This window comes from Sphingobium sp. AP50 (genome assembly GCF_900109095.1).
Taxonomy (GTDB): Bacteria; Pseudomonadota; Alphaproteobacteria; order Sphingomonadales; family Sphingomonadaceae; genus Sphingobium.
Genome location: NZ_FNYZ01000001.1, coordinates 351,659 through 371,516 on the forward strand (window position 1 = coordinate 351,659; position 19,858 = coordinate 371,516).

22 protein-coding genes are annotated in these 19,858 nt (G+C 63.4%); 14 read left to right on the top strand and 8 right to left on the bottom strand.

Annotated elements, in window-relative coordinates; all coding sequences use genetic code 11:
- Positions 1-38: 38 nt before the first annotated feature.
- The 5 genes from BMY84_RS01850 to BMY84_RS01870 all read left to right on the top strand — a co-directional run bounded on the left by BMY84_RS01850 (position 39) and on the right by BMY84_RS01870 (position 3,015).
- Positions 39-815: a carbonic anhydrase gene (locus tag BMY84_RS01850; protein ID WP_093079891.1), complete on the top strand. Its 777-nt coding sequence runs from the start codon at positions 39-41 to the stop codon at positions 813-815.
- A gap of 128 nt (positions 816-943) precedes the next feature.
- Complete coding sequence (locus tag BMY84_RS01855) at positions 944-1,390, top strand: HPr kinase/phosphorylase (RefSeq protein ID WP_093079893.1); 447 nt, start codon at positions 944-946, stop codon at positions 1,388-1,390.
- The gene (gene rapZ, locus BMY84_RS01860) at positions 1,387-2,313 is read left to right on the top strand and encodes an RNase adapter RapZ (protein ID WP_093079896.1); all 927 of its coding nucleotides are present in this window, start codon (positions 1,387-1,389) and stop codon (positions 2,311-2,313) included. The genes BMY84_RS01855 and rapZ overlap by 4 nt, the downstream gene beginning before the upstream one ends.
- A gap of 28 nt (positions 2,314-2,341) precedes the next feature.
- Positions 2,342-2,746 carry a PTS sugar transporter subunit IIA gene (locus BMY84_RS01865; protein WP_093014587.1) on the top strand — a complete coding sequence of 135 codons (405 nt, stop codon included), beginning with the start codon at positions 2,342-2,344 and terminating at the stop codon, positions 2,744-2,746.
- Complete coding sequence (locus tag BMY84_RS01870; protein ID WP_093014590.1) at positions 2,743-3,015, top strand: HPr family phosphocarrier protein; 273 nt, start codon at positions 2,743-2,745, stop codon at positions 3,013-3,015. The genes BMY84_RS01865 and BMY84_RS01870 overlap by 4 nt, the downstream gene beginning before the upstream one ends.
- Positions 3,016-3,227: 212 nt before the next feature.
- Here the strand turns inward: BMY84_RS01870 and BMY84_RS01875 are convergent, their stop codons facing one another.
- From BMY84_RS01875 to BMY84_RS01885, 3 genes are all read right to left on the bottom strand, one after another.
- Positions 3,228-4,589, bottom strand: coding sequence for a methyl-accepting chemotaxis protein (locus tag BMY84_RS01875; protein ID WP_093081608.1), 1,362 nt, complete (start codon positions 4,587-4,589; stop codon positions 3,228-3,230).
- Positions 4,590-4,844: 255 nt separating this feature from the next.
- Entirely contained in the window at positions 4,845-5,780 is a 936-nt protein-coding gene (locus BMY84_RS01880) for a DMT family transporter (RefSeq protein WP_093079898.1), read from the bottom strand.
- A gap of 30 nt (positions 5,781-5,810) precedes the next feature.
- On the bottom strand, positions 5,811-6,869 hold the full coding sequence (locus BMY84_RS01885; protein ID WP_093079901.1) for a DUF3667 domain-containing protein: 1,059 nt from the start codon (positions 6,867-6,869) through the stop codon (positions 5,811-5,813).
- Positions 6,870-7,098: 229 nt separating this feature from the next.
- Between BMY84_RS01885 and BMY84_RS01890 the strand changes: the two genes are divergently transcribed.
- Entirely contained in the window at positions 7,099-9,393 is a 2,295-nt protein-coding gene (locus BMY84_RS01890; RefSeq protein ID WP_093079903.1) for a TonB-dependent receptor, read from the top strand.
- A gap of 85 nt (positions 9,394-9,478) precedes the next feature.
- Here BMY84_RS01890 and BMY84_RS01895 read toward each other — a convergent pair whose 3' ends face one another.
- The 5 genes from BMY84_RS01895 to BMY84_RS01915 all read right to left on the bottom strand — a co-directional run bounded on the left by BMY84_RS01895 (position 9,479) and on the right by BMY84_RS01915 (position 13,741).
- Positions 9,479-9,727 (bottom strand): hypothetical protein, encoded by a 249-nt coding sequence (locus BMY84_RS01895; protein WP_093079906.1) that lies wholly within the window; start codon positions 9,725-9,727, stop codon positions 9,479-9,481.
- Positions 9,728-9,802: 75 nt separating this feature from the next.
- Complete coding sequence (locus BMY84_RS01900) at positions 9,803-10,210, bottom strand: endonuclease domain-containing protein (RefSeq protein WP_093079908.1); 408 nt, start codon at positions 10,208-10,210, stop codon at positions 9,803-9,805.
- Between the two features lie 96 nt (positions 10,211-10,306).
- Positions 10,307-11,827, bottom strand: coding sequence for a fumarate hydratase (locus BMY84_RS01905; RefSeq protein WP_093079911.1), 1,521 nt, complete (start codon positions 11,825-11,827; stop codon positions 10,307-10,309).
- 85 nt (positions 11,828-11,912) lie between these two features.
- Complete coding sequence (locus BMY84_RS01910; protein ID WP_093079914.1) at positions 11,913-13,031, bottom strand: hypothetical protein; 1,119 nt, start codon at positions 13,029-13,031, stop codon at positions 11,913-11,915.
- 62 nt (positions 13,032-13,093) lie between these two features.
- Positions 13,094-13,741 carry a glutathione S-transferase family protein gene (locus tag BMY84_RS01915; protein ID WP_093079916.1) on the bottom strand — a complete coding sequence of 216 codons (648 nt, stop codon included), beginning with the start codon at positions 13,739-13,741 and terminating at the stop codon, positions 13,094-13,096.
- Between the two features lie 616 nt (positions 13,742-14,357).
- On the opposite strand from BMY84_RS01915, the gene BMY84_RS01920 reads away from it, so the two are divergent.
- The 8 genes from BMY84_RS01920 (at position 14,358) to BMY84_RS01955 (ending at position 19,857) form a co-directional block, all read left to right on the top strand.
- Entirely contained in the window at positions 14,358-16,262 is a 1,905-nt protein-coding gene (locus BMY84_RS01920; protein ID WP_371262398.1) for a ribonucleoside-diphosphate reductase subunit alpha, read from the top strand.
- A gap of 64 nt (positions 16,263-16,326) precedes the next feature.
- Positions 16,327-16,764, top strand: coding sequence for an endonuclease domain-containing protein (locus BMY84_RS01925; protein WP_093079921.1), 438 nt, complete (start codon positions 16,327-16,329; stop codon positions 16,762-16,764).
- 63 nt (positions 16,765-16,827) lie between these two features.
- Entirely contained in the window at positions 16,828-17,877 is a 1,050-nt protein-coding gene (locus BMY84_RS01930; RefSeq protein ID WP_093014627.1) for a ribonucleotide-diphosphate reductase subunit beta, read from the top strand.
- Positions 17,878-17,951: 74 nt separating this feature from the next.
- Positions 17,952-18,194 (top strand): DUF4160 domain-containing protein, encoded by a 243-nt coding sequence (locus tag BMY84_RS01935; RefSeq protein WP_093079924.1) that lies wholly within the window; start codon positions 17,952-17,954, stop codon positions 18,192-18,194.
- On the top strand, positions 18,178-18,432 hold the full coding sequence (locus BMY84_RS01940; RefSeq protein WP_093079926.1) for a DUF2442 domain-containing protein: 255 nt from the start codon (positions 18,178-18,180) through the stop codon (positions 18,430-18,432). Before BMY84_RS01935 ends, BMY84_RS01940 begins: the two co-directional genes overlap by 17 nt.
- A 69-nt stretch (positions 18,433-18,501) precedes the next feature.
- Positions 18,502-18,741, top strand: a complete 240-nt coding sequence (locus BMY84_RS01945) for a hypothetical protein (RefSeq protein WP_093081611.1) — start codon at positions 18,502-18,504, stop codon at positions 18,739-18,741.
- 36 nt (positions 18,742-18,777) lie between these two features.
- Complete coding sequence (locus BMY84_RS01950; protein WP_093079929.1) at positions 18,778-18,966, top strand: hypothetical protein; 189 nt, start codon at positions 18,778-18,780, stop codon at positions 18,964-18,966.
- Between the two features lie 288 nt (positions 18,967-19,254).
- Positions 19,255-19,857, top strand: a complete 603-nt coding sequence (locus tag BMY84_RS01955) for a glycine zipper 2TM domain-containing protein (RefSeq protein ID WP_093079931.1) — start codon at positions 19,255-19,257, stop codon at positions 19,855-19,857.
- Position 19,858: the final 1 nt, after the last annotated feature.

Consider the following 19,858-nt stretch of genomic DNA (forward strand, 5'->3'; position numbering starts at 1 on the left):
CGGCATCATCGACGCTCCTCATCACAGGGAGATTGCCCATGTGTTCGGACGTCGATTGCCTGCAGGATCAGCAGCACGGGACGCAGGATGGGGAGGGCGCCGATCCTTCCCGTCGCGCCTTTCTCACAGCGATGACTCTCATGGGTGGCGCGGCCATGACCGGCCTGTCCGCCGCGCCCGCGATCGCGGCGCCATCCGCCGATGGCCCGGATGCATCCCTGACGCCCGATGCCGCGCTGGCGGAGATCATGGCGGGCAACGCCCGCTTCGTCGCGGGCAAGCCGACCGCCCATCTTCAGGACCTGTCGATCATCAAGGCGCGCGCGGCCGAAGGCCAGTGGCCGGTGGTGGGCGTGCTCTCCTGCGCCGACTCGCGGGTGCCGGTGGAGATGGTGTTCGACGAATATATCGGCCGCCTGTTCGTCACTCGCATCGCTGGCAACATCACCACGCCGGAAATCGTCGCCAGCCTGGAATATGGCGTGGCGGTGCTGGGGCTGAAGGCGCTGGTCGTCATGGGCCATAGCAGTTGCGGCGCGATGAAGGCGGCGATCGACAATCCGGAAGTGCCGGGCCAGATCAGCGCACTCTTCCCGGCAATCCTGCCCGCCCTCTATCTCGCCCGCAGCAAGGACCCGGCCGCTGTTACCCGCACCAATGCGCTCGTGCAGGCGGCCACCCTCATCAACGCCTCGCCGGTGATTGAGGAGAAGGTGAAGGCTGACACGCTGAAGGTCGTCGCCGCCGTTTATGATGTGGGCACCGGCAAGGTCGAGATGCTGCCCTTGCCGACGGACATGCTGATCCGCGGCTGATCCGGCGGGCCATGGTCGCCGCCCTGTTTCAAGGCGGCGACCATATTGAAACATATTTCCAAACCAGCGCATTAGCCTTCGCCATTTCCATCCGCGCCGACACAGGCTAGAACGGATGCACGGGGGATATGGCGCGCGCACTTTCATCTGAAACGCTTCATGCGACCAGCGTGGCCATCGGCGGCCGCGCCGTGCTGCTGTCCGGTCCCAGCGGCAGCGGCAAGTCCGACCTTGCGCTGCGCCTGATCGATCGCGGCGGTCTGCTGGTCAGCGATGATTATACGCTGGTGCGGCGAGTAGGGGGGCAATTGGTCGCCAGCGCCCCGGCCACCATCGCGGGCAAGATGGAGGTGCGCGGCATCGGCATCGTCGATCTGCCCGCTCTGGAGGAGGCTCCCGTCGCGCTGATCTGCGCCCTGTTCGACAAGGTGGACCGGATGCCGATGGAACCGCTGCACCGCGCCGTCGCGGGCATCGACGTGCCGGTCATCAAGATCGCCCCGTTCGAAACCTCCGCCCCGATCAAGGTCGAACTGGCCCTGAAAGCGCTCGGCCTGAAAGCGCTCGGCCTGTGACCCAGCCCAAGACCATCCTCCTGCTGTCGGGCCTGTCGGGCGCGGGCAAGACCACGGCGCTCAAGACGCTGGAGGATATGGGCTGGGAAGTGGTCGACAATCTGCCGCTCGTCCTGCTCGACCGGCTGCTCGACACGCCGCTCCCGGCCGGCCATGCGGGGGAGGATGAACGGCCGCTGGCACTGGGCATCGATGCGCGCACCCGTGGCTTCGATGCCGGCGCCATCGTCCAGCGAATCAAGGCGCTGCGCGAAAAGCACAGCCATGACGTCGAAACCCTGTTCCTCGACTGTTCGGACGCCGAACTGGAGCGCCGCTTTGCCGAGACGCGCCGCCGCCACCCGCTGGCGCTGGACCGGCCCGCCGCCGACGGCATCGCGCGCGAACGCGAACTGACCGATCCGCTGCGCCGCTGGGCGACGCAGGTGATCGACACCACCAGTTTCAGCAGCAACGCCCTGCAACAGGAAATCCGCAGCCGCTTCGCGCAGGATCGATTGTCGGACCCGGTGCTGACGATCCTGTCCTTCGGTTTTTCGCGCGGCGTGCCCCGCAATGCCGACCTGATGTTCGACATGCGCTTCCTGCGCAATCCGCACTGGGACCCTGACCTGCGGCCCAGGACCGGGCTCGACCCCGAAGTCGCCGCCTATATTCAGGCGGACCCGGCCTATGAGGAAGCGGTGGGCAAGATTGAGGATCTGCTCGTCACCCTGCTGCCCCGTTATGCGGAGGGCGGCAAAGCCTATATCACGGTCGCGATCGGCTGTACCGGCGGCAAGCATCGTTCGGTCCATGTCGCGACCCGGATCGCGAAACACTTGCAAGAGGCGGGCTTTTCGCCCACGGTCTTGCACCGCAATATAGAATCAACGCCCCAGGATAGTCTGGAGAAGCGTCGACCGGGAGGCCCGAAAGCGTAATCATGACACAGGTGGGCCCCGTAAGCACATGATCGGACTCGTACTCGTCACCCATGGCTCGCTCGCGACGGAATTCGTCGTGGCGATGGAGCATGTCGTCGGACCGCAACAGCAGATCGAAACCATCTGCATTGGTCCGGAAGACGACATGGAACTGCGCCGCGCGGACATCGCTGCGGCCGTCGCCCGCGTCAATGACGGGGCGGGCGTGATCCTGCTGACCGACCTGTTCGGCGGCACCCCGTCCAACCTCGCCATCTCGCTGCTCAAGGCGGGCGAGATCGAGGTGATTGCCGGCATCAACCTGCCCATGCTGATCCGTCTGGAAAGCGCGCGCAAGGTGATGGACGTGCGCGCTGCGGTCGCCGCCGCGCGCGAAGCGGGGCAGAAATATATCAGCGTAGCGTCGGAACTGTTGGGCAGCACCACATGAACGAAGTCAGCCAGGAAGTCCTCATCAGCAACAAGCGCGGCCTGCACGCCAGGGCTAGCGCCAAGTTCGTGACCCTGGCCAGCGGCCTGCCCGCCGACATCATCGTCAGCAAGGACGGCAATCACGTCACCGGCACCTCCATCATGGGCCTGATGATGCTCGGCGCGGCCAAGGGCGACAGCATCACCATCAAGGCGACCGGCCCCGAAGCCGTCGACTCCCTCGGCAAACTCGTCACCCTGGTCGAGGACAAGTTCGGCGAGGAGTAAGGGCGGGGACAGAATTCTCCGCGCCATCAAAAATACGGAAAAGGGATAATCTCCTCTCCCGCCGGGAGAGGAAGGGGCCCGCTCGGCGCAGCCGAGTGGGAAGGTGAGGGCGATCCGTAACGCGGCCTTGCCCCCTCACCCTTCCGCTATGCTTTGCACGGCTCTCTCCCTTTCCCGGCGGGAGAGGGCGGACGTCCCTCACAATGCAGCGCCTACCCCTGATCCCGATAGGCCATTTGCAGTATGCCCCAATGGCGGCCCTTCACATGGATGGAGGCGATCACCTGCTTCAGCAGGATCACTTCGCCCTCGGCCGTCAGGCGGCGATAGGCCTTGATGCAGAAGGGCTGGGTGATCTTCGCCTGCTCGCGCGTGTCGGGGAAATCGAAGATCACGCCCTGGCGCGAATGTTCGAGGTTCCAGTTGAGGTCGCCCGGCCGCTGCGGCTGGGCGCGCTCCGGCATGGCTATCGCGCCATAGGCATTGCGGTCGGTGAAGGTCATGCCGAACAGGCCGGCAAAGCCGCGCGCCTGTTCCTGCCGCGCCCGTGCGGCGGGCAGCATCACCGCCTGTACCGGATGGCTGAAGAGCGGCGGATTGGTGCCGGTGATCGGCGCATAATATTCGCTGAAGACCGCCGCTTCGCTGATATCGCCCGCATCGATCGCGCGCTCGATCGCGTGGCCGACCTGCTCGGCGCTTTCCAGGCTGAAACGGATATAGGGCGAATCGGGAATGTCGACGCCGCTTTCGGCCAGATATTGCAGCAGGTCGTTGGTATCGTCGCTGGCGGTCGATACCCGGCCGGACAGGCGCTGAAGCCCGTCGGCATTGTCGGTCGACGTGCTCGCCAGCGCCGATAGGCCGGTGCGGATTTCGCCCGCCGATCCCACCATGGAGGCGATGCGCGACGCCACCGAATCGCTGTTGCTCGACAGGCCCTGCATCAGCGCGCCCAGCCGGTCGACCAGCGATTCGATATTCTTGGTGTCGTTGAGGGCGGTGCGCGCGGTTTGTGCGCCATGGGTGATGCTGGCCAGCATCCCGCCCGCCTCACCGGTCAGCGCGCCGATCGACTGTTCGATCGTGTGCGTGGCGGCGGCCGTCTCCTGCGCCAGCTTCTTCACTTCGGACGCGACCACGGCAAAGCCGCGCCCGGCGTCCCCTGCTCGCGCCGCCTCGATCGTGGCATTGAGCGCCAGCAAATTGGTCTGGCTGGCGATGCCGCTGATCACGCTGGTCACATGAGCGACGGTTTTCAGCGCCTCGCCAAAGCCGTCCAGCCGCGCATGGATGCGGCTCACCTGTTCGATCAGGTCGACGAAATTGCTGTTCGCGGCGGAAAGCTGCCGTCCCGAATCATCGATGATGGCGCGGGCGGCGATCGCCTTTTCGCGCGCATCCTGCCCGGCCAGCGCCACGCTGTCGCCATCGCGCGACAATTGCGCGGCGGCGCCGCTGATCGCCTCGATCGTGTGCGCCTGCTGCGTCACCCGGTCGGCCAGTTCACTGATATCAGCCTGAAGATCGAGCGTGCGGATGCCCAGGTCGCCAGACAATTTGGCAACCTTCATGACCGCGCTGGCGACGGCTTGCGAGTGCGCTTCGTTTCCCACGGCACCGGGCTATCGTACCATGGTAAAATAAGCGTTAGTGTCTGTTTGGAAATGCGCCCCTGGCGCATCCGCACCGGCCCACACCCCCACCCGACCGCCCAGACATGGTATCCTGATGGACGGTCGGGTGGGGTTCAAACGAGTCACGTGCCTCGTTTGAAGGCCGGTGCGGCCCTGAAAATGCGCTCTTTCGCGCATTTTCCAAACAGACTCCTAGCGCTGCGACCCCGCCAGCATCGATCCCGCCAGCGCCAGCACGACGCCCGTAACCACCAGCGCCAGCCCCATCGCCTCGCTGCGGCACATGCGTTCCTTCAGATAAAAATGCCCGAACGCCATGGTGAAGGCGACCTCGATCTGGCCGACGATTCGCACCAGCGCCACCGGCGCGGTGGCAAAGCCGGTGAACCAGCAGGCGCTGCCCAGCGCGGACAGCAGGCCCACCTGCCCGGACACGCGCCAGCTGGCCATCACCCGGCGCATCTCGCCCGGTTCGCGCAGCATCAGCCAGGCGCCCTGCAACAGCGTCTGCAACAGCACCGTCGCGCACAGCACGGTCAGCGCCGCCAATATGCGATCGTCGCCGCCCACTTCCTGCGTTGCCCGGCGAATGCCGATCGCCGTCAGCGCAAAGAAGAATCCCGATGCGATCCCTGTCTGTGCTGCCGGCTGCCCCAGCGCGCGCAGGAAATCGCCCGGCCCCATCCGCTTGCCCCCGGTCGACAGCAGCATCACGCCCATCACGCCGCAGCCGATCCCCGCCCAGGCCAGCGGCGCCAGCCGCTCGCCCAGCAACAGGAAGGAAAGCATAGCGCCCTGCACCGCCTCCGTCTTGGAGTAAGCGGTGCCGACCACGAAATTGCGATGCTGGAACGCCATGATCAGCAAATTGGTGGCGATGATCTGCGCCAGCCCGCCTGCCGCGCAAAAGAGCAGGAATTGCGAGCCGATCGCCGGAAAGGGCGTGGGGAAAAGCAGGCGATATCCACCCAGCATCAGCAGCGCAAACGGGATGCCGTACAGATAGCGCACCAGCCCGGCGGCGTTGATCGACAGGCTGTGGCTCACCCGGCGCTGGACGGCGGTGCGCCAGGCCTGTGTCGCGCCGGCCATCAGCGTGGCGGGCAGCCAGAGGGGGGAGGTGATCATGCCCGCCCTATACAGGGCGAACGAAGCGCGTCACCCCATCATCACCAGGAAGGTGAAGAAGAGCGAGAGCGACACGCAGGCAAAGCCATAGAGCAGGGGCAGCCGCAGCAATGTGCCGGTCCGCGACAGCGCATAGGCATCCTTGAACTGGCGATACATGTGCCAGGCGGCGAACAGCAGCAGCGCCAGCGTCACCAGCCCGCTGGTCACATGCACGGCGGTCAGCAGCATCGACAGCGAAAAGAGCAGCGACATGAAGGCGATCGAATAGGTCACATAGATCGCATGGTCGTACATCTTGAACCGGCGGCTGAACGGAAAGAGCAGCCACAGGAAGGGCAGGGAAATCAGGATCAGCGACCAGGAGAATTTATAGGCATTGGCCTTGAGCTTGTAATAAGCGAATTCCGGATTTTCCGCCGCCGCGCTCACTGCCTTGCCCACCGTCTTGGCGATGCCGCCATTTACCCCTTCGCCCACCAGCGAGTCGGTCAGGTCGCCCGCCAGCGTCAGCCCCTTGCGCTCCGCCTGCGCGTCGGTCAGATTTTCGGTCAGCGCTTCCTTGCGCGCGGTCGAAATGCCCGGCGCCTTCAGCTTCGCCTCGATCTCGCGGATATGGGCGTCGGCCTTGTCCTGTTCCTTGCGCAATTCGGCCTGCGCGCCCGCGTCCATCTTCACGCCCTGCACCGCATCCGTCGGGCCATGATGGCTGGTGAGCGAGAAGATCGCGTACATCAGGAAGGCGGAAAACAGGAACAGAGCAAAGGGCGACACGAATTTCGCCCGCTCGCCCTGGATATAGCGCCGCGTCAGCGTGCCCGGCCGCAGCGCCAGTTCGGGCAGGGTGGTCCAGATCTTCCCCTCGAAATGCAGTACGCCATGCGCCAGATCATGGCCGATCGCGGCAAAGCTGCGATGCACATGCGCCGCCTGCCCGCAATTGGCGCAATAATGGCCATCGACGTTCGCGCCGCAATTGAGGCAGGCGCTATGGCCTTCTCCCTGAGCTTCGCCATGGCCCGGCTCCACCGCCCGCGCCATCATGCCCCCGGTGATCATGTCACCCGCTGCTTCGATTTCCCCTGTCATGGGGGGACAGGATATCAGCGGTGTATGACGCTTGCCAGTCACCTTGATGCGTCGCGAAGATGTGTTGCTATGTTACAACGCTCCGCAATATTCTGACACAAATTCGGTCGAGCCGCGCCGCGCGTCACCATCCCGCCACAAAAGCGGCCTAGCCGCCGTCGCATCCGAATGCGGTGCGCAGGGGCGCCCGCATTCTGGTCGCAAAGCAACAGAATATCGGGGAATTACCTTGTCCAAATTCACTTTCGGACGGTCGGCGCTGCTGCTGACCACGGCTTTTAGCGCGCTGACCGGCGTTGCCCATGCGCAGGACGCAGGCGCCAGCGCTGCCGATGATGGCGCGCTGGGCGAAATCGTCGTCACTGCCGAACGCCGTTCCGAAAATCTCCAGAAGGTGCCGGTATCCGTCGGCGTCGTGCAGGGCGATGCGCTCCGCAACCTGACCGCCGGCGGCGGCGACATTCTCGAACTCGCCGCCCGCGTGCCCGGCCTCTATGCCGAAACCACCACCGGCCGCATCTTCCCGCGCTTCTACATTCGTGGCCTCGGCAATATCGACTTCTATCTCGGCGCGTCGCAGCCGGTGTCGATCATCCAGGACGATGTCGTGCTGGAGCATGTCGTGCTGAAGTCGAATCCGGTATTCGACGTCAATCAGGTGGAAGTGCTGCGCGGTCCGCAGGGTTCGCTGTTCGGCCGCAATACCACGGCCGGCATCATCAAGTTCGACACCAACCGTCCGACCATGGACTGGGAAGGTCGCGCGCAGGCCAGCTATGGCAGCTACAACACCGTCACCTTCGATGGCGGCATCGGCGGCCCGATCGTCGCGGACAAGCTCGCCTTCCGCGTCTCGGCCCTCTACCAGCATCGCGACGACTGGGTCGACAATGTCTATGAAGGCCCTAGCGCCGACGGCACCGTCAGCCCCAAGAAGGACGCGATGGGCGGCTATAATGAGAAGGACGTGCGTCTTCAGCTGTTGATGACGCCGACCGAAAATGTCTCGATGCTGACCAGCGTCCATGCGCGCGACTATGACGGCACCTCGACCATCTTCCATCGCGCCGGCCTGACCAAGGGCAGCAACAGCGTGGCCGGCGAACCGCGCAGCAAGATCGCGCTGGACGAAGCGATGAACAACCCGCAGGCCTACAAAACCTATGGCGCGTCGGAAAATATCGCGATCGACATGGGCCCCGTCACCCTGACCTCGATCACCGCCTATGAAACCACGTCGGGCTACAGCCGTGGCGACACCGATGGCGGCGCGGGCGCCGACTATCCGGTGAACGGCGTCGCCAACGGCTTCGGCCAGAGCCAGGGCAATGTCCGCGATCTCGACCAGCTCAGCCAGGAAGTCCGCCTTGCCAGCAACGGCGACAGCGCCTTCAAATGGCAGGTCGGCGGCATGTATTTCGACAGCCGCGACACCACCGACTTCTATCAGCGCGCCTATTTCCTGACGACGGCCGCGCATAACCCCAACAACTGGGTGCGCCTGCGCAACAAGAATGAAAGCTGGGGCCTGTTCGGTCAGGCCAGCTATGAAGTCGTCCCCGGCTTCACCATCACCGCCGGCGGCCGCTATACCAAGGACACGAAGGAAACCCGTCTGGTCCGCGCCACCGCCAATGCGGCTGGCGTATCGACCTACACTGGCCGTCGCTATGTGAAGATGACCGGCAAGGAACCGAGCTGGGACGTCAGCGCCCTCTATGAAGTGACCCCCGAAGTCAGCCTCTATGCCCGCGTCGCGCGCGGCTTCCGTGGCCCGACCATTCAGGGGCGCTCGGCGGTCTTCAACAGCGACTTCACCACGGCGGATTCGGAAACGATCATGTCGTACGAAGGCGGCATCAAGACCAGCCTGCTCGGCAACCGCCTGCGCTTCAACCTGTCGGGCTTCGCCTGGAAGGTGAAGGACATTCAGCTCAACGGCAACGACGTGAACGGCAATGGCGTATTGTTCAACGCCGACGCGGCCAAGGCCTATGGTCTGGAAGCCGATCTGGAAGCGCGTCCGTTCGAAAACCTCACTTTGTCGGCCGGCCTCAGCCTGCTGCACAGCGAGATCAACGACAAGAATGTCTATGCGCAGGTCTGCACGCTGAACGGCGTGGTCGTCTGCACCGTGCAAGACCCGACCGTCACCAATTCGCGCGGCGTCTTCGCCCAGATCGATGGCAACCCGCTGCCCAACGCGCCGAAATATACGGCCAACATCGCGGCCCGCTACGACGTGCCGCTGGGCAATGGTGGCAAGCTGTTCGCGGCGACCGACTGGAACATCCAAGGCTACACCAACTTCGTCCTCTACAAGACGAAAGAGTTCTATTCGAAGGGCGACTTCGAAGGTGGCCTGAAGATCGGCTATACCGCTCCGGACGGCAAATATGAGATCGCTGCCTTCGCCCGTAACATCACGGGCGAGAAGAATATGAAGGGCGTGATCGAAAATTACATGGCGCCGGTATTCAACGAACCCCGCATCATTGGCGTGTCGCTCAGCGGCAAGCTGTAAGAATAAGGGTATTCGGCCCCATGCGCAGCATGGGGTGAGCCAGAAAAAGGGCGCGCCATCCATTGGGTGGCGCGCCCTTTTCGTGTCAGCTTGGCTTGGTGGTGGGTATGGCTTCCGTCCAGTCCGGGCTGCGCGGCATCACACGTCCCATGGTCCAGTTTGATTCCAGCCGCACCAGCGGGTTGGGTGCGCACCATATCTCCCCGCTTTCGGACAATCCGGTCACCCAGATCAGATTATGCTCCTGCCCATAGTCGATGACGGCGAAGGCATAGCCCTTGCCCTTGCCTTCGATGGTGACGGGCAAAGGCGGTTCGAGCTGCGTGAAGGCCATGGGGGAACTCCGGCTTGGGGTGCCGGACATAATGCGGCGCGCGAAACCGGGTTCCGGCCGATTGATCCGGATCAGTCACTTAATCCTCCCCATGCGCAGCATGGGGAGGGGGACCAGCCGAAGGCTGGTGGAGGGCAATGTGCAACAGCAGTGTAAAATCTGCCGCCCCACCGCATCGAAATCCCTGAAAATATCCACAGCCCGGACCCGCAGCACGCGCAACCCTTGCGCCTGCAACCAGCCATCGCGCCGCGCATCACGCGCAATCTGTTCAGCGATGTCATGGCCGCCGCCATCCACCTCGATCGCCAGCCGCGCCGAGGGGCAATAGAAATCCAATATATAGGGCCCGGCCAAATGTTGCCGCCGGAACTTAAATCCGTCCGGCCTGCTGCGCAGCCATTGCCACAACGCCACTTCAGGCGGGGAGAGGGCGCGCCTCAATTTGCGCGCCTTCTCTACCGTCTCGCGTTTCGGCGGCATCGCACTTCCCCTCCACCACCGCCTACGGTGGCGTTGAAAAGAGTCACGTGCCTCGTTTCAACCCTCCCCATCTTGCGATGGGGAGGATGGGAAAGCTTACGCCCCTTCGAGCAGCTTCTCTTTCTTGATCTTCTCCTGCCACACCAGCGGGGCGAGGCGGTGGACATTCTGGCCTTCGCTATCCACGGCGACGGTGACGGGCATGTCCTCCACCGTGAATTCGTAAATGGCTTCCATGCCCAGATCTTCAAAGCCCACGACCTTGGCTTCCTTGATCGCGCGGGCGACCAGATAGGCTGCGCCGCCGACCGCCATCAGATAGGCGCTCTTGTGCGTCTTGATGCTCTCGGTCGCGGCCGGGCCACGCTCGGCCTTGCCGACGCAGGCGGCCAGACCCTGTTCCAGCATCATGTCCATGAAGCTGTCCATGCGGGTCGCGGTCGTCGGGCCAGCCGGGCCAACCACCTCGTCCCGCACCGGATCGACCGGGCCGACATAATAGATCACGCGGCCCTTGAAATCGACCGGCAGCTCTTCGCCCTTGGCCAGCATATCCTTGATCCGCTTGTGCGCGGCGTCGCGGCCGGTCAGCATCTTGCCGTTCAGCAGCAGCCGGTCGCCATGCTTCCAGCTTTGCACCACTTCGGGCGTCAGATTGTCGAGGTCGACCTTGATCGCTTCCTTGCTGGGCTTCCAGTCGACCTGCGGCCATTCGGACAGCTTGGGCGTTTCGAGGTAAGCCGGACCCGACCCGTCCAGCGTGAAATGTGCATGGCGCGTCGCGGCGCAATTGGGGATCATCGCGACCGGCTTGCCCGCCGCATGGCAGGGATAGTCGTGGATCTTGATGTCCAGCACGGTGGCCAGGCCGCCCAGACCCTGCGCGCCGATGCCCAAGGCGTTCACCTTGTCGAAAATCTCGATGCGCAGTTCCTCGATCTTGTTCTGCGGGCCGCGGGCCTTCAACTCGCCCATGTCGATCGGGTCCATCAGGCTTTCCTTGGCCAGCGCCACGGCCTTTTCCGCCGTGCCGCCGATGCCGATGCCCAGCATGCCGGGCGGGCACCAGCCCGCGCCCATCTGCGGCACCATTTCCAGCACCCAGTCGACGATCGAATCGCTGGGGTTCATCATCTTGAACTTGGTCTTGTTCTCGGACCCGCCACCCTTGGCCGCGACGTCGATGACGACCTTGTTGCCCGGCACCATTTCCACGTTCAGCACGCAGGGCGTGTTGTCCTTGGTATTCTGACGCGAAAAGGCGGGGTCGCGCAGGATCGAGGCGCGCAGGCGGTTTTCCGGGTTCAGATACGCCTTGCGCACGCCCTCATCGATGACGTCCTGCATGGAGCGGCTGTTATCGTCCAGCCGGCAGTCCATGCCCCATTTCACGAAGACGTTGACGATGCCGGTGTCCTGGCAGATCGGGCGATGCCCTTCGGCGCACATGCGGCTGTTGGTCAGGATCTGGGCGATGGCGTCCTTGGCCGCCGGATTGGCTTCGGCCTCATAGGCGGTGCCCAATGCCCGGATATAATCCATCGGATGATAGTAGGAAATGAACTGGAGCGCGTCGGCGACGCTCTCGATGAGGTCGGCGGTCTTGATGACGGTCATCTACCCTGGTCCCTATATTGCGGCCCGCCTGTGACGGGTCCCTGCAAGGCGGGGCTATAGGCCTTTGGATCGATGAGTCCAGCCGTCAGCGCCGCGCCATCGCCGCGATCTGGCGGGCAACGGCGGTCATGCGCTGATGGATGAAGGGCGAATGCAGCGCCAGATGATGGTCGTCCGGGTTCGTCAATGCCCGGCGCACCAGCCCGTCCGGCCCCAGCAGCGCATCGAACTCCTCGATGAAGCCGATCCGCGCCCGCGTGCAGCTAGTCCGCATGATCCGGTTGAAATAGCGCGCCAGCGCGGTGCGGGCGGCAGCGTCCGGATGCTCCAGCGCAGCCAATTGCCGCTTGAGCATATCGATGTCGTCATGCTCGTTCAGCGTCGCGATATGGGCATTGGTATAGCCCGCCCGCACCGTCGCATCGTCCAGCGCCGGCGGGAATACACCCATCACAATGAACCGCGCCCGGCTATGCTTGCGGCATTCGGCCAGAAAGGTGCCATAGCGGCCGATCGACTGACGGATGAAGCGGCGCGCCTCATCGGCGATATAGCGTGTCTCGCCATCGCGGATGCGCTTCATGTCGAACAGGAATTCGATATCGACCTGCCCGAACTGGAAGATGACCGGGCGGTGCGTCAGCATCTGTCCCAGCCCGTCCAATGTGCGCAGGATGGTGTCGCGATGGCGCGCGCGCGAATCGGGATTGGTCAGGCCCCGCGCCGATCCCGCCCGGCACAGCAAGGGCGCGGGCAGCACGCCCCCGGCCAGCATCGCCGCGCCACTATGCAGGAAGGCCGAGTGGCTGTCGCCGATCACCAGTGCCGGCACATGGTCGGGGCTGCCCGTCATCAGGTCTGCCAGCACCGGCAATGTGCCGGGGCGATGCTGGCTTTGGGCTTCCCATATCAGCGTCCGCATCGCCAGCATTGCCAGATGCTGCGTCCATGGCGCGCTCCAGTCGGTCAGGCGCAACTGCTGGATCTGCGCCATGCTCAGGATAAAGCCCGGCATTCGCCCTTCGCGCCAGCCATGATGGGCGAAATGGCTCAGTGCGGCTTCGGGACTGTGACCGGCAAGGTCGGCATTGCGACGGGCATAGGTCGTGCCATCAAAGCCATAGCGCAGCAGGAAAGCCTTGAGCACCTCCGGCGGGGGATAGTCCTGTCCATCCGCTACCGCAGGCGCACCTGTATCGACCATAGCCGCTACTCCCCCTAATCCCCAGGACGGGCCTAACCGGCGACACTATGGCAGGCAAGCCGTCACTGCCGCTCCGCAAAGGGGAACATGTGCCACCAGGGCTGCTTTTCCTCCAGCACCCGCGCAACGCTCGGCCGCGCCTCCAGCCGGTCCAGATAAGCGCCCAGCGTCGGAAAATCGGCGCGCATCGGCACGATTCTGTCGGCATAGAAAAGCGACGGCGCGGCGGCACAATCCGCCAGGCTGAACGTCTCGCCCGCAGCCCAGCGCCGCCCGGCCAGCCGCGCGTCGAGCAGGGCATAGGCCTTGGCCAGAAGGTCGCGCGCGGCGGCCACGCCATGGGGATCGCGCGCATCCTCCGGGCGCAGCCGGTCGCCGACCATCGTCTGCACCGGCGTCATCACATAATTGTCGAACATCCGGTCCAGCAGCCGCACCTCCAGCGCGCTGTCGGGATCGGCCGGGATGGGGCGGAATGTGCCCGGTTCATGCCGGGCCAGATATTCCACGATGATGCTGGCTTCGCCCACGGTCGCGTCCCGCGCCGGATCGTGCAGCACGGGGAAGCGCCCGATCGGCCAGAGGGCGCTCCATTCCTGCGCCACCGCCGCATCCTCCAGCAGGCGGGGGACGAAGGGCACGCCATTTTCATAAAAGGCGATCAGCACCTTCCAGCAATAGGAGGAGAGGGGATGATAATAGAGGATCATGGCGTCGCTCTCCCTTCAGGCGATACGCGGGCATCCGTGCCCGGCGCTCCCGTCGATGGCGAATCCTATCCCGATCGATCGGCCGCCTCAACATAGGGGGTGCGATTCGGCTATCCTGTGCCAGCGGGAGGGGGCATGCCTCCCCCGCCGCCGATGACCGATTTTTCCTGCCCACGCATTTGCGTGGCAAGCCAATTTTATTTTTATTTCTGAAATCGGGCACTTGTCTTTTGCGGGGGCGGGAGAAGTCCGTGCGTCGCCCCTATATCGGGGGGCGGGCAGGCGATGAATGGAATCGGATCAGCGACGAACAGAGTCCCCGAACTGTCATTTACCCTCTTGTGTCTGAAAGCGGCTATGGCACTATCTGTGGTATCGGGTTAACGGGGGTCACCCAACAGATTGTGATCGCATTGCTGGACTGGTTTTCAGCGACAGGGCGTTTTTGTCCATGCGATCCGCTCGGTTGGGCCCTTTTCCGTCCCCGGCACGGTCCGGTTCATGCTAGGATGCGCGGCTAACGCGACCCGCTTGACCGAATCGAACGGAACAGGAACATTCGGGGGCTCGCATGGATTTTAGAGATAGTGGACAAGGTGGCGACGTGGCGACTGTGATGGACGATCTGTTGGAAGATGCGAAGGTGGAGGCGCTGCTCGCGGCGGCTTCTGTGCCTGCTCCTGAGAAGGTGGAACCCATGACCTCCTCGACCGTGCTGGCGCGCCGTTTCCCGGTCACGACCGATACGTCGCGCGATGCGCTGCTGACCGAATTCGGCAAGGAAACGCTGAACGACCGCTATCTGCTGCCCGGCGAGAATTATCAGGATCTCTTCGCGCGCGTCGCCGCCGCCTATTCCGATGATGCGGACCATGCGCAGCGCGTCTACGACTATATCTCGAAGCTGTGGTTCATGCCCGCCACGCCCGTCCTGTCGAACGGCGGCACCGGTCGCGGCCTGCCGATCAGCTGCTATCTGAACAGCGTGGACGACAGCCTGGAAGGCATCGTCAACACCTGGAACGAGAATGTCTGGCTCGCTTCGCGCGGCGGCGGCATCGGCACCTATTGGGGCAATGTGCGCGGCATCGGCGAACCGGTGGGCCTCAATGGCAAGACCAGCGGCATCATCCCCTTCGTCCGCGTGATGGACAGCCTCACTCTCGCGATCAGCCAGGGCAGCCTGCGTCGCGGCTCGGCCGCCTGCTATCTCGACGTGTCGCATCCCGAGATCGAGGAATTTCTCGAAGTCCGCAACACCACCGGCGACTTCAACCGCAAGGCGCTGAACCTCCATCATGGCGTCCTCATCACCGACGCCTTCATGGAAGCGGTGCGCGCCAATGACGAATGGAACCTCACCTCGCCCAAGGACGGGTCGGTTCGCGCTACGGTCAACGCCCGTTCGCTGTTCCAGAAAATCGTGGAAACCCGTCTGCGCACCGGCGAACCCTATATCGTGTTCAACGACACGGTGAACCGCATGATGCCCAAGCATCACCGCGATCTGGGCCTGAAGGTGTCGACGTCGAACCTCTGTTCGGAAATCACCCTGCCGACCGGCTTCGACCATCTGGGCAACGACCGCACGGCCGTCTGCTGCCTGTCGTCGATGAACCTGGAAACCTGGGACGAGTGGAAGGATCACCCGACCTTCGCGGAAGACATCATGCGCTTCCTCGACAATGTGCTTCAGGACTATATCGACCGCGCACCGCCGGAAATGGCCCGCGCCAAGTACAGCGCGACCCGCGAACGCTCGGTGGGCCTGGGCGTCATGGGCTTCCACAGCTTCCTTCAGGCGCGCAATATTCCGTTCGAAGGCGCCATGGCCAAGTCGTGGAACCTGCGCATCTTCAAGCATATCAATGCCAAGGTGAACGAAGCCTCGATGCTGCTGGCGCAGGAACGCGGTCCCTGCCCCGACGCCGCCGACATGGGCGTGATGGAACGGTTCAGCTGCAAGATGGCAATCGCGCCCACCGCGTCGATCAGCATCATCTGCGGCGGCACCTCGGCCTGTATCGAGCCGATCCCGGCGAACATCTACACGCACAAGACCTTGTCGGGCAGCTTCTCGGTCAAGAATCCCTATTTGGAAAAGCTGCTGGTGGCCAAGGCCAAGGACAGCAGCGCCGTGTGGAATTCGATCCTGGAGCGCGGCGGTTCGGTCCAGCATCTCGACTTCCTGACCCAGGAAGAAAAGGACACGTTCAAGACCAGCTTCGAAATCGACCAGCGCTGGCTGCTCGAACTTGCGGCCGACCGCACGCCCTATATCGATCAGGCGCAGTCGCTGAACCTGTTCATCCCGGCGGACGTCGAAAAATGGGATCTGCTCATGCTCCACTTCCGCGCCTGGGAACTGGGCATCAAGTCGCTCTATTATCTCCGCTCCAAGTCGGTCCAGCGCGCGGGCTTCGCGGGCAGCGGCGGCGTGGAGGCCGACAACACGATCGACGCCCCCAAGTTCGAGATCGGCGAGACCACCGACTATGACGAGTGCCTCGCCTGTCAGTAAGCTCATAATCCCCTCTCCCATTGGGAGAGGGAGGGAGCCGCGCAGCGGCGGAAGGGTGAGGGCGATGACGAGCCGACGCCATTATGAAGGTCTTCCTTCCGGCGCGCTCGACAAAGTCAAAACCCTCCGCCGCAACGCCACGGACGCCGAAAAGCATCTGTGGCGTGGGCTGCGTGAAAAACTGCCCGGCACGAAGTGGCGCCGTCAGGTGCCCCACGGCGCCTATGTCGCAGACTTTCTCTGCTTCTCGGCAAGGCTGATCGTCGAAGTCGATGGCGCCACTCATGCGGAAAGTATCGAACAGGATGCCGCCCGCACCCGCTATTTCGAAGCGCAGGGCTATCATGTCCTGCGTTTCTGGAACCATGATGTGATGGACAATCTGGACGGAGTCCTGACCCATATTTCCCTCTCCCGTCGGGAGAGGGAAGGAGGCGCGAAGCGCCGGGAGGGTGAGGGCGACTGGCCGGACCATCAAACACCCTCACCCTCCCGCGCCTGACGGCGCGGGCCCCTCCCTCTCCCGGTGGGAGAGGGAAAGAACAGATCGCTCGGAGTAACCCACATGCCCCTTCTTCAAGCCAGCAAGGTCTACAAGCCTTTCGAATATCCCTGGGCCTATGAATTCTGGAAGCGCCAGCAGCAGCTCCACTGGCTGCCCGAGGAAGTGCCGCTGGGCGAGGATTGCCGGGACTGGGCGCAGAAGCTGTCCGACCATGAGCGCAACCTGCTGACCCAGATTTTCCGCTTCTTCACCCAGGCCGACGTGGAAGTGCAGGATTGCTACCACGAAAAATATGGCCGCGTGTTCAAGCCGACCGAAATCAAGATGATGCTGACCGCGTTCAGCAACATGGAAACGGTCCACATCGCCGCCTACTCGCACCTGCTCGACACGATCGGCATGCCTGAGAGCGAGTATAGCGCCTTCCTCCAGTATAAGGAGATGAAGGACAAGCATGACTATCTGGCGACCTTCGGCGTCGACAGCGATGAAGATATCGCCCGCACCCTCGCCATGTTCGGCGGCTTCACCGAAGGGCTTCAGCTCTTCGCCTCCTTCGCCATGCTGATGAACTTCCCGCGCTTCAACAAGATGAAGGGCATGGGCCAGATCGTCACCTGGTCGGTGCGCGACGAAACGCTCCATTGCGAGGGCATCATCAAGCTGTTCCACGCCTTCTGCGCCGAACGCCAGTGCCTGACCCCGGCGGTCAAGGACGACATCATGGACATGTGCCAGAAGACGGTGCGTATCGAAGACGCTTTCGTCGACCTGGTCTTCGAAATGGGGCCGGTGCCGGGCATGACGCCCAAGGACATCAAGAAATATGTCCGCTACATCGCTGACTGGCGCCTGGGCCAGCTGGGCCTCAAGCCGATCTACATGATCGACGAGCATCCGCTCCCCTGGCTGACCCCGCTGCTCAACGGCGTGGAACATGCCAATTTCTTCGAAACCCGCGCGACCGAATATTCGAAGGGCGCGACCCGTGGTCAGTGGAACGACGTCTGGGACGCCTTCGACCGCCGCCAGAAGGTCAAGGGCGGCGAAGCCGCGAACATCGACGCCGATCCCGACATGTTCAAGGCCGCGGGGATCGCGGCGGAGTAATATCCCAAACTTCAAGCCGGTTGGACAGGCGGGTAACTGATTGTCCAACCGGCCAGAATGAAAGGGAAGATTCGGTGCCAGTCATCTTCCGCATTGATGGCTGCCGGTTCCACTTCTTCGCCAATGAAGGCAATCCGCGCGAACCTGTGCATATCCATGTCGCTGAGCCCGGTGCAGACGCCAAGTTTTGGCTATATCCTGAAGTCGAACTCGCCTATAATCGCGGCTTCGATGCACGCAGGATAAAGCGGCTCCGGGATATTGTCGAAGTCCGGCGCGCTGAAATCGAGGATGCTTGGAATGACTTCTTCGCCTAGGCCGACCGATGTCCGCTTCGATGAAGCCCAGATGTGGGTGGACCTTGAAGATGGCCGCACGCTGGGCATTCCGCTCGTCTGGTTCCCACGCTTGCTGCATGCGACTGCGGCCCAGCGTGCCGATTTCTTCCTCAGCCCCAGCGGCCTCCATTGGGATGAAATAGACGAGGACATCTCCGTCGCCGGCCTGTTGGCTGGGCGAGGCGATCAGATCCGATCGCGCAAGGCCGCCGCCTGACGGTCGGCACTACCTCCAGAACGGACCCATTTCGCGCCAAAATGGCGGGACTTGCGCTATGCTCGCCGCATGACCGAGACATCTTCCACCCGTCACGCCTATGTCTGCAACGTCTGCGGCAGCGATCATGTCACGCGCGATGCCTGGGCGGCATGGGACGTGGCGGCACAGGACTGGGTGCTGGAGGCGGCGTTCGACTATGCTTATTGCCATCGCTGCATGGGATCGTCGCGGCTCGATCGGGTTGTGCTGACCAGCGCCATCTCCTTGGCTCGCCCCGAAGCCTGCCGATCCACGCCGCCGGGGTGATCCTTCCTTAACCCCGCCACCTTATCGTCCCGCCCCATGCTCTTCGGTGTCCGCCTCCGCTCGCTCTTCACCAGTCGCTGGATGGCGTTGCTCTGGGCGATATTGGTGATCCTGACCGCGATCCAGTTCGTCGGGCCGGGGGAAGATCATCAGGCGGGCGACAACGCAGCCGCCGCCGACGGCCTCACCAATGATCAGCGGGACGCGATCGCCAACGCGCTCTGACCGCCGCCAAGCGCGCATGTCCTACAGGGCGCCATCCGCTTATTCTCGCACCAACGCTGCGCCGCGATCGCGCGCAACGATATGACCGGAATAGGAAATATAATGCGCGATTCCACGGGACATATGCGAAGTTAAGCGCCGCATATCCTATTCCCTCCATGTCTCCCTGCGCCGCCGGATCCTCTGAGCGGAAGCTGAACGGCCGGTTTTGTTCCGTTCATGCAACATCCTGTAATGCTGCGGGTTGTATCGCCAGTGTTGCAGATTTTGAGGGAAGGAGCCTCAGCCATGAAGTTCAGTTTCAAACAGGCTATCGCCGCCTTGTCGCTCGGCGCGATGGCCCTGACCGGCCTTGCCGCCACGCCAGCCATGGCCCAGCCGGGCCGCGACGCGCTGGAACGCCAGCGCGATGTTCGCGATGCGCGCAAGGAATATCGCCGCGACGTGCGCGAAGCGCAGAAGGATTATCGCCACAATGTGCGCGAGGCGAATCGCGATTATCGCAACGATCGCCGCGATGATCGTCGCGACTGGCGCCAGGATCGCCGCGGCGACTATCGCCGCCCCGCGCCGCGCGTCGTCTACGGCTATGACTATAATCGCCCCGATCCGCGCTATGGCCGCTATTATCAGCCCAACCGCTATTATCGCGGCGGCTATGCCCCGATCCGCGTCGATCGCCGCACCCGCATCTATCGCGGCTATGACGATCGCTATTATTGCCGCCGTTCGGACGGCACGACCGGCCTGATCGTCGGCGCGGCGCTGGGCGGCCTGCTTGGCAGCCAGATCGATCGCGGCCAGTCGAATGTCGCGGGCATCCTGATCGGCGGCGGCGCCGGCGCGCTGCTGGGTCGGGAAATCGATCGCGGCGGGGTTAGCTGCCGCTAAA

What these genes read in the sequence shown, in the direction of transcription:
- BMY84_RS01875 (WP_093081608.1), bottom strand. Translation starts at nt 4,589, where the DNA reads ATGAAGGTTGCCAAATTGTCTGGCGACCTGGGCATCCGCACGCTCGAT.
- BMY84_RS01865 (WP_093014587.1), top strand. Translation starts at nt 2,342, where the DNA reads ATGATCGGACTCGTACTCGTCACCCATGGCTCGCTCGCGACGGAATTC.
- BMY84_RS01870 (WP_093014590.1), top strand. Translation starts at nt 2,743, where the DNA reads ATGAACGAAGTCAGCCAGGAAGTCCTCATCAGCAACAAGCGCGGCCTG.
- BMY84_RS01950 (WP_093079929.1), top strand. Translation starts at nt 18,778, where the DNA reads ATGCTCTTCGGTGTCCGCCTCCGCTCGCTCTTCACCAGTCGCTGGATG.
- BMY84_RS01910 (WP_093079914.1), bottom strand. Translation starts at nt 13,031, where the DNA reads ATGGTCGATACAGGTGCGCCTGCGGTAGCGGATGGACAGGACTATCCC.
- BMY84_RS01900 (WP_093079908.1), bottom strand. Translation starts at nt 10,210, where the DNA reads ATGCCGCCGAAACGCGAGACGGTAGAGAAGGCGCGCAAATTGAGGCGC.
- BMY84_RS01940 (WP_093079926.1), top strand. Translation starts at nt 18,178, where the DNA reads ATGACTTCTTCGCCTAGGCCGACCGATGTCCGCTTCGATGAAGCCCAG.
- BMY84_RS01885 (WP_093079901.1), bottom strand. Translation starts at nt 6,869, where the DNA reads ATGACAGGGGAAATCGAAGCAGCGGGTGACATGATCACCGGGGGCATG.
- BMY84_RS01850 (WP_093079891.1), top strand. Translation starts at nt 39, where the DNA reads ATGTGTTCGGACGTCGATTGCCTGCAGGATCAGCAGCACGGGACGCAG.
- BMY84_RS01920 (WP_371262398.1), top strand. Translation starts at nt 14,358, where the DNA reads ATGGACGATCTGTTGGAAGATGCGAAGGTGGAGGCGCTGCTCGCGGCG.
- BMY84_RS01895 (WP_093079906.1), bottom strand. Translation starts at nt 9,727, where the DNA reads ATGGCCTTCACGCAGCTCGAACCGCCTTTGCCCGTCACCATCGAAGGC.
- BMY84_RS01855 (WP_093079893.1), top strand. Translation starts at nt 944, where the DNA reads ATGGCGCGCGCACTTTCATCTGAAACGCTTCATGCGACCAGCGTGGCC.
- BMY84_RS01955 (WP_093079931.1), top strand. Translation starts at nt 19,255, where the DNA reads ATGAAGTTCAGTTTCAAACAGGCTATCGCCGCCTTGTCGCTCGGCGCG.
- BMY84_RS01880 (WP_093079898.1), bottom strand. Translation starts at nt 5,780, where the DNA reads ATGATCACCTCCCCCCTCTGGCTGCCCGCCACGCTGATGGCCGGCGCG.
- BMY84_RS01905 (WP_093079911.1), bottom strand. Translation starts at nt 11,827, where the DNA reads ATGACCGTCATCAAGACCGCCGACCTCATCGAGAGCGTCGCCGACGCG.
- BMY84_RS01915 (WP_093079916.1), bottom strand. Translation starts at nt 13,741, where the DNA reads ATGATCCTCTATTATCATCCCCTCTCCTCCTATTGCTGGAAGGTGCTG.
- BMY84_RS01930 (WP_093014627.1), top strand. Translation starts at nt 16,828, where the DNA reads ATGCCCCTTCTTCAAGCCAGCAAGGTCTACAAGCCTTTCGAATATCCC.
- BMY84_RS01925 (WP_093079921.1), top strand. Translation starts at nt 16,327, where the DNA reads ATGACGAGCCGACGCCATTATGAAGGTCTTCCTTCCGGCGCGCTCGAC.
- BMY84_RS01945 (WP_093081611.1), top strand. Translation starts at nt 18,502, where the DNA reads ATGACCGAGACATCTTCCACCCGTCACGCCTATGTCTGCAACGTCTGC.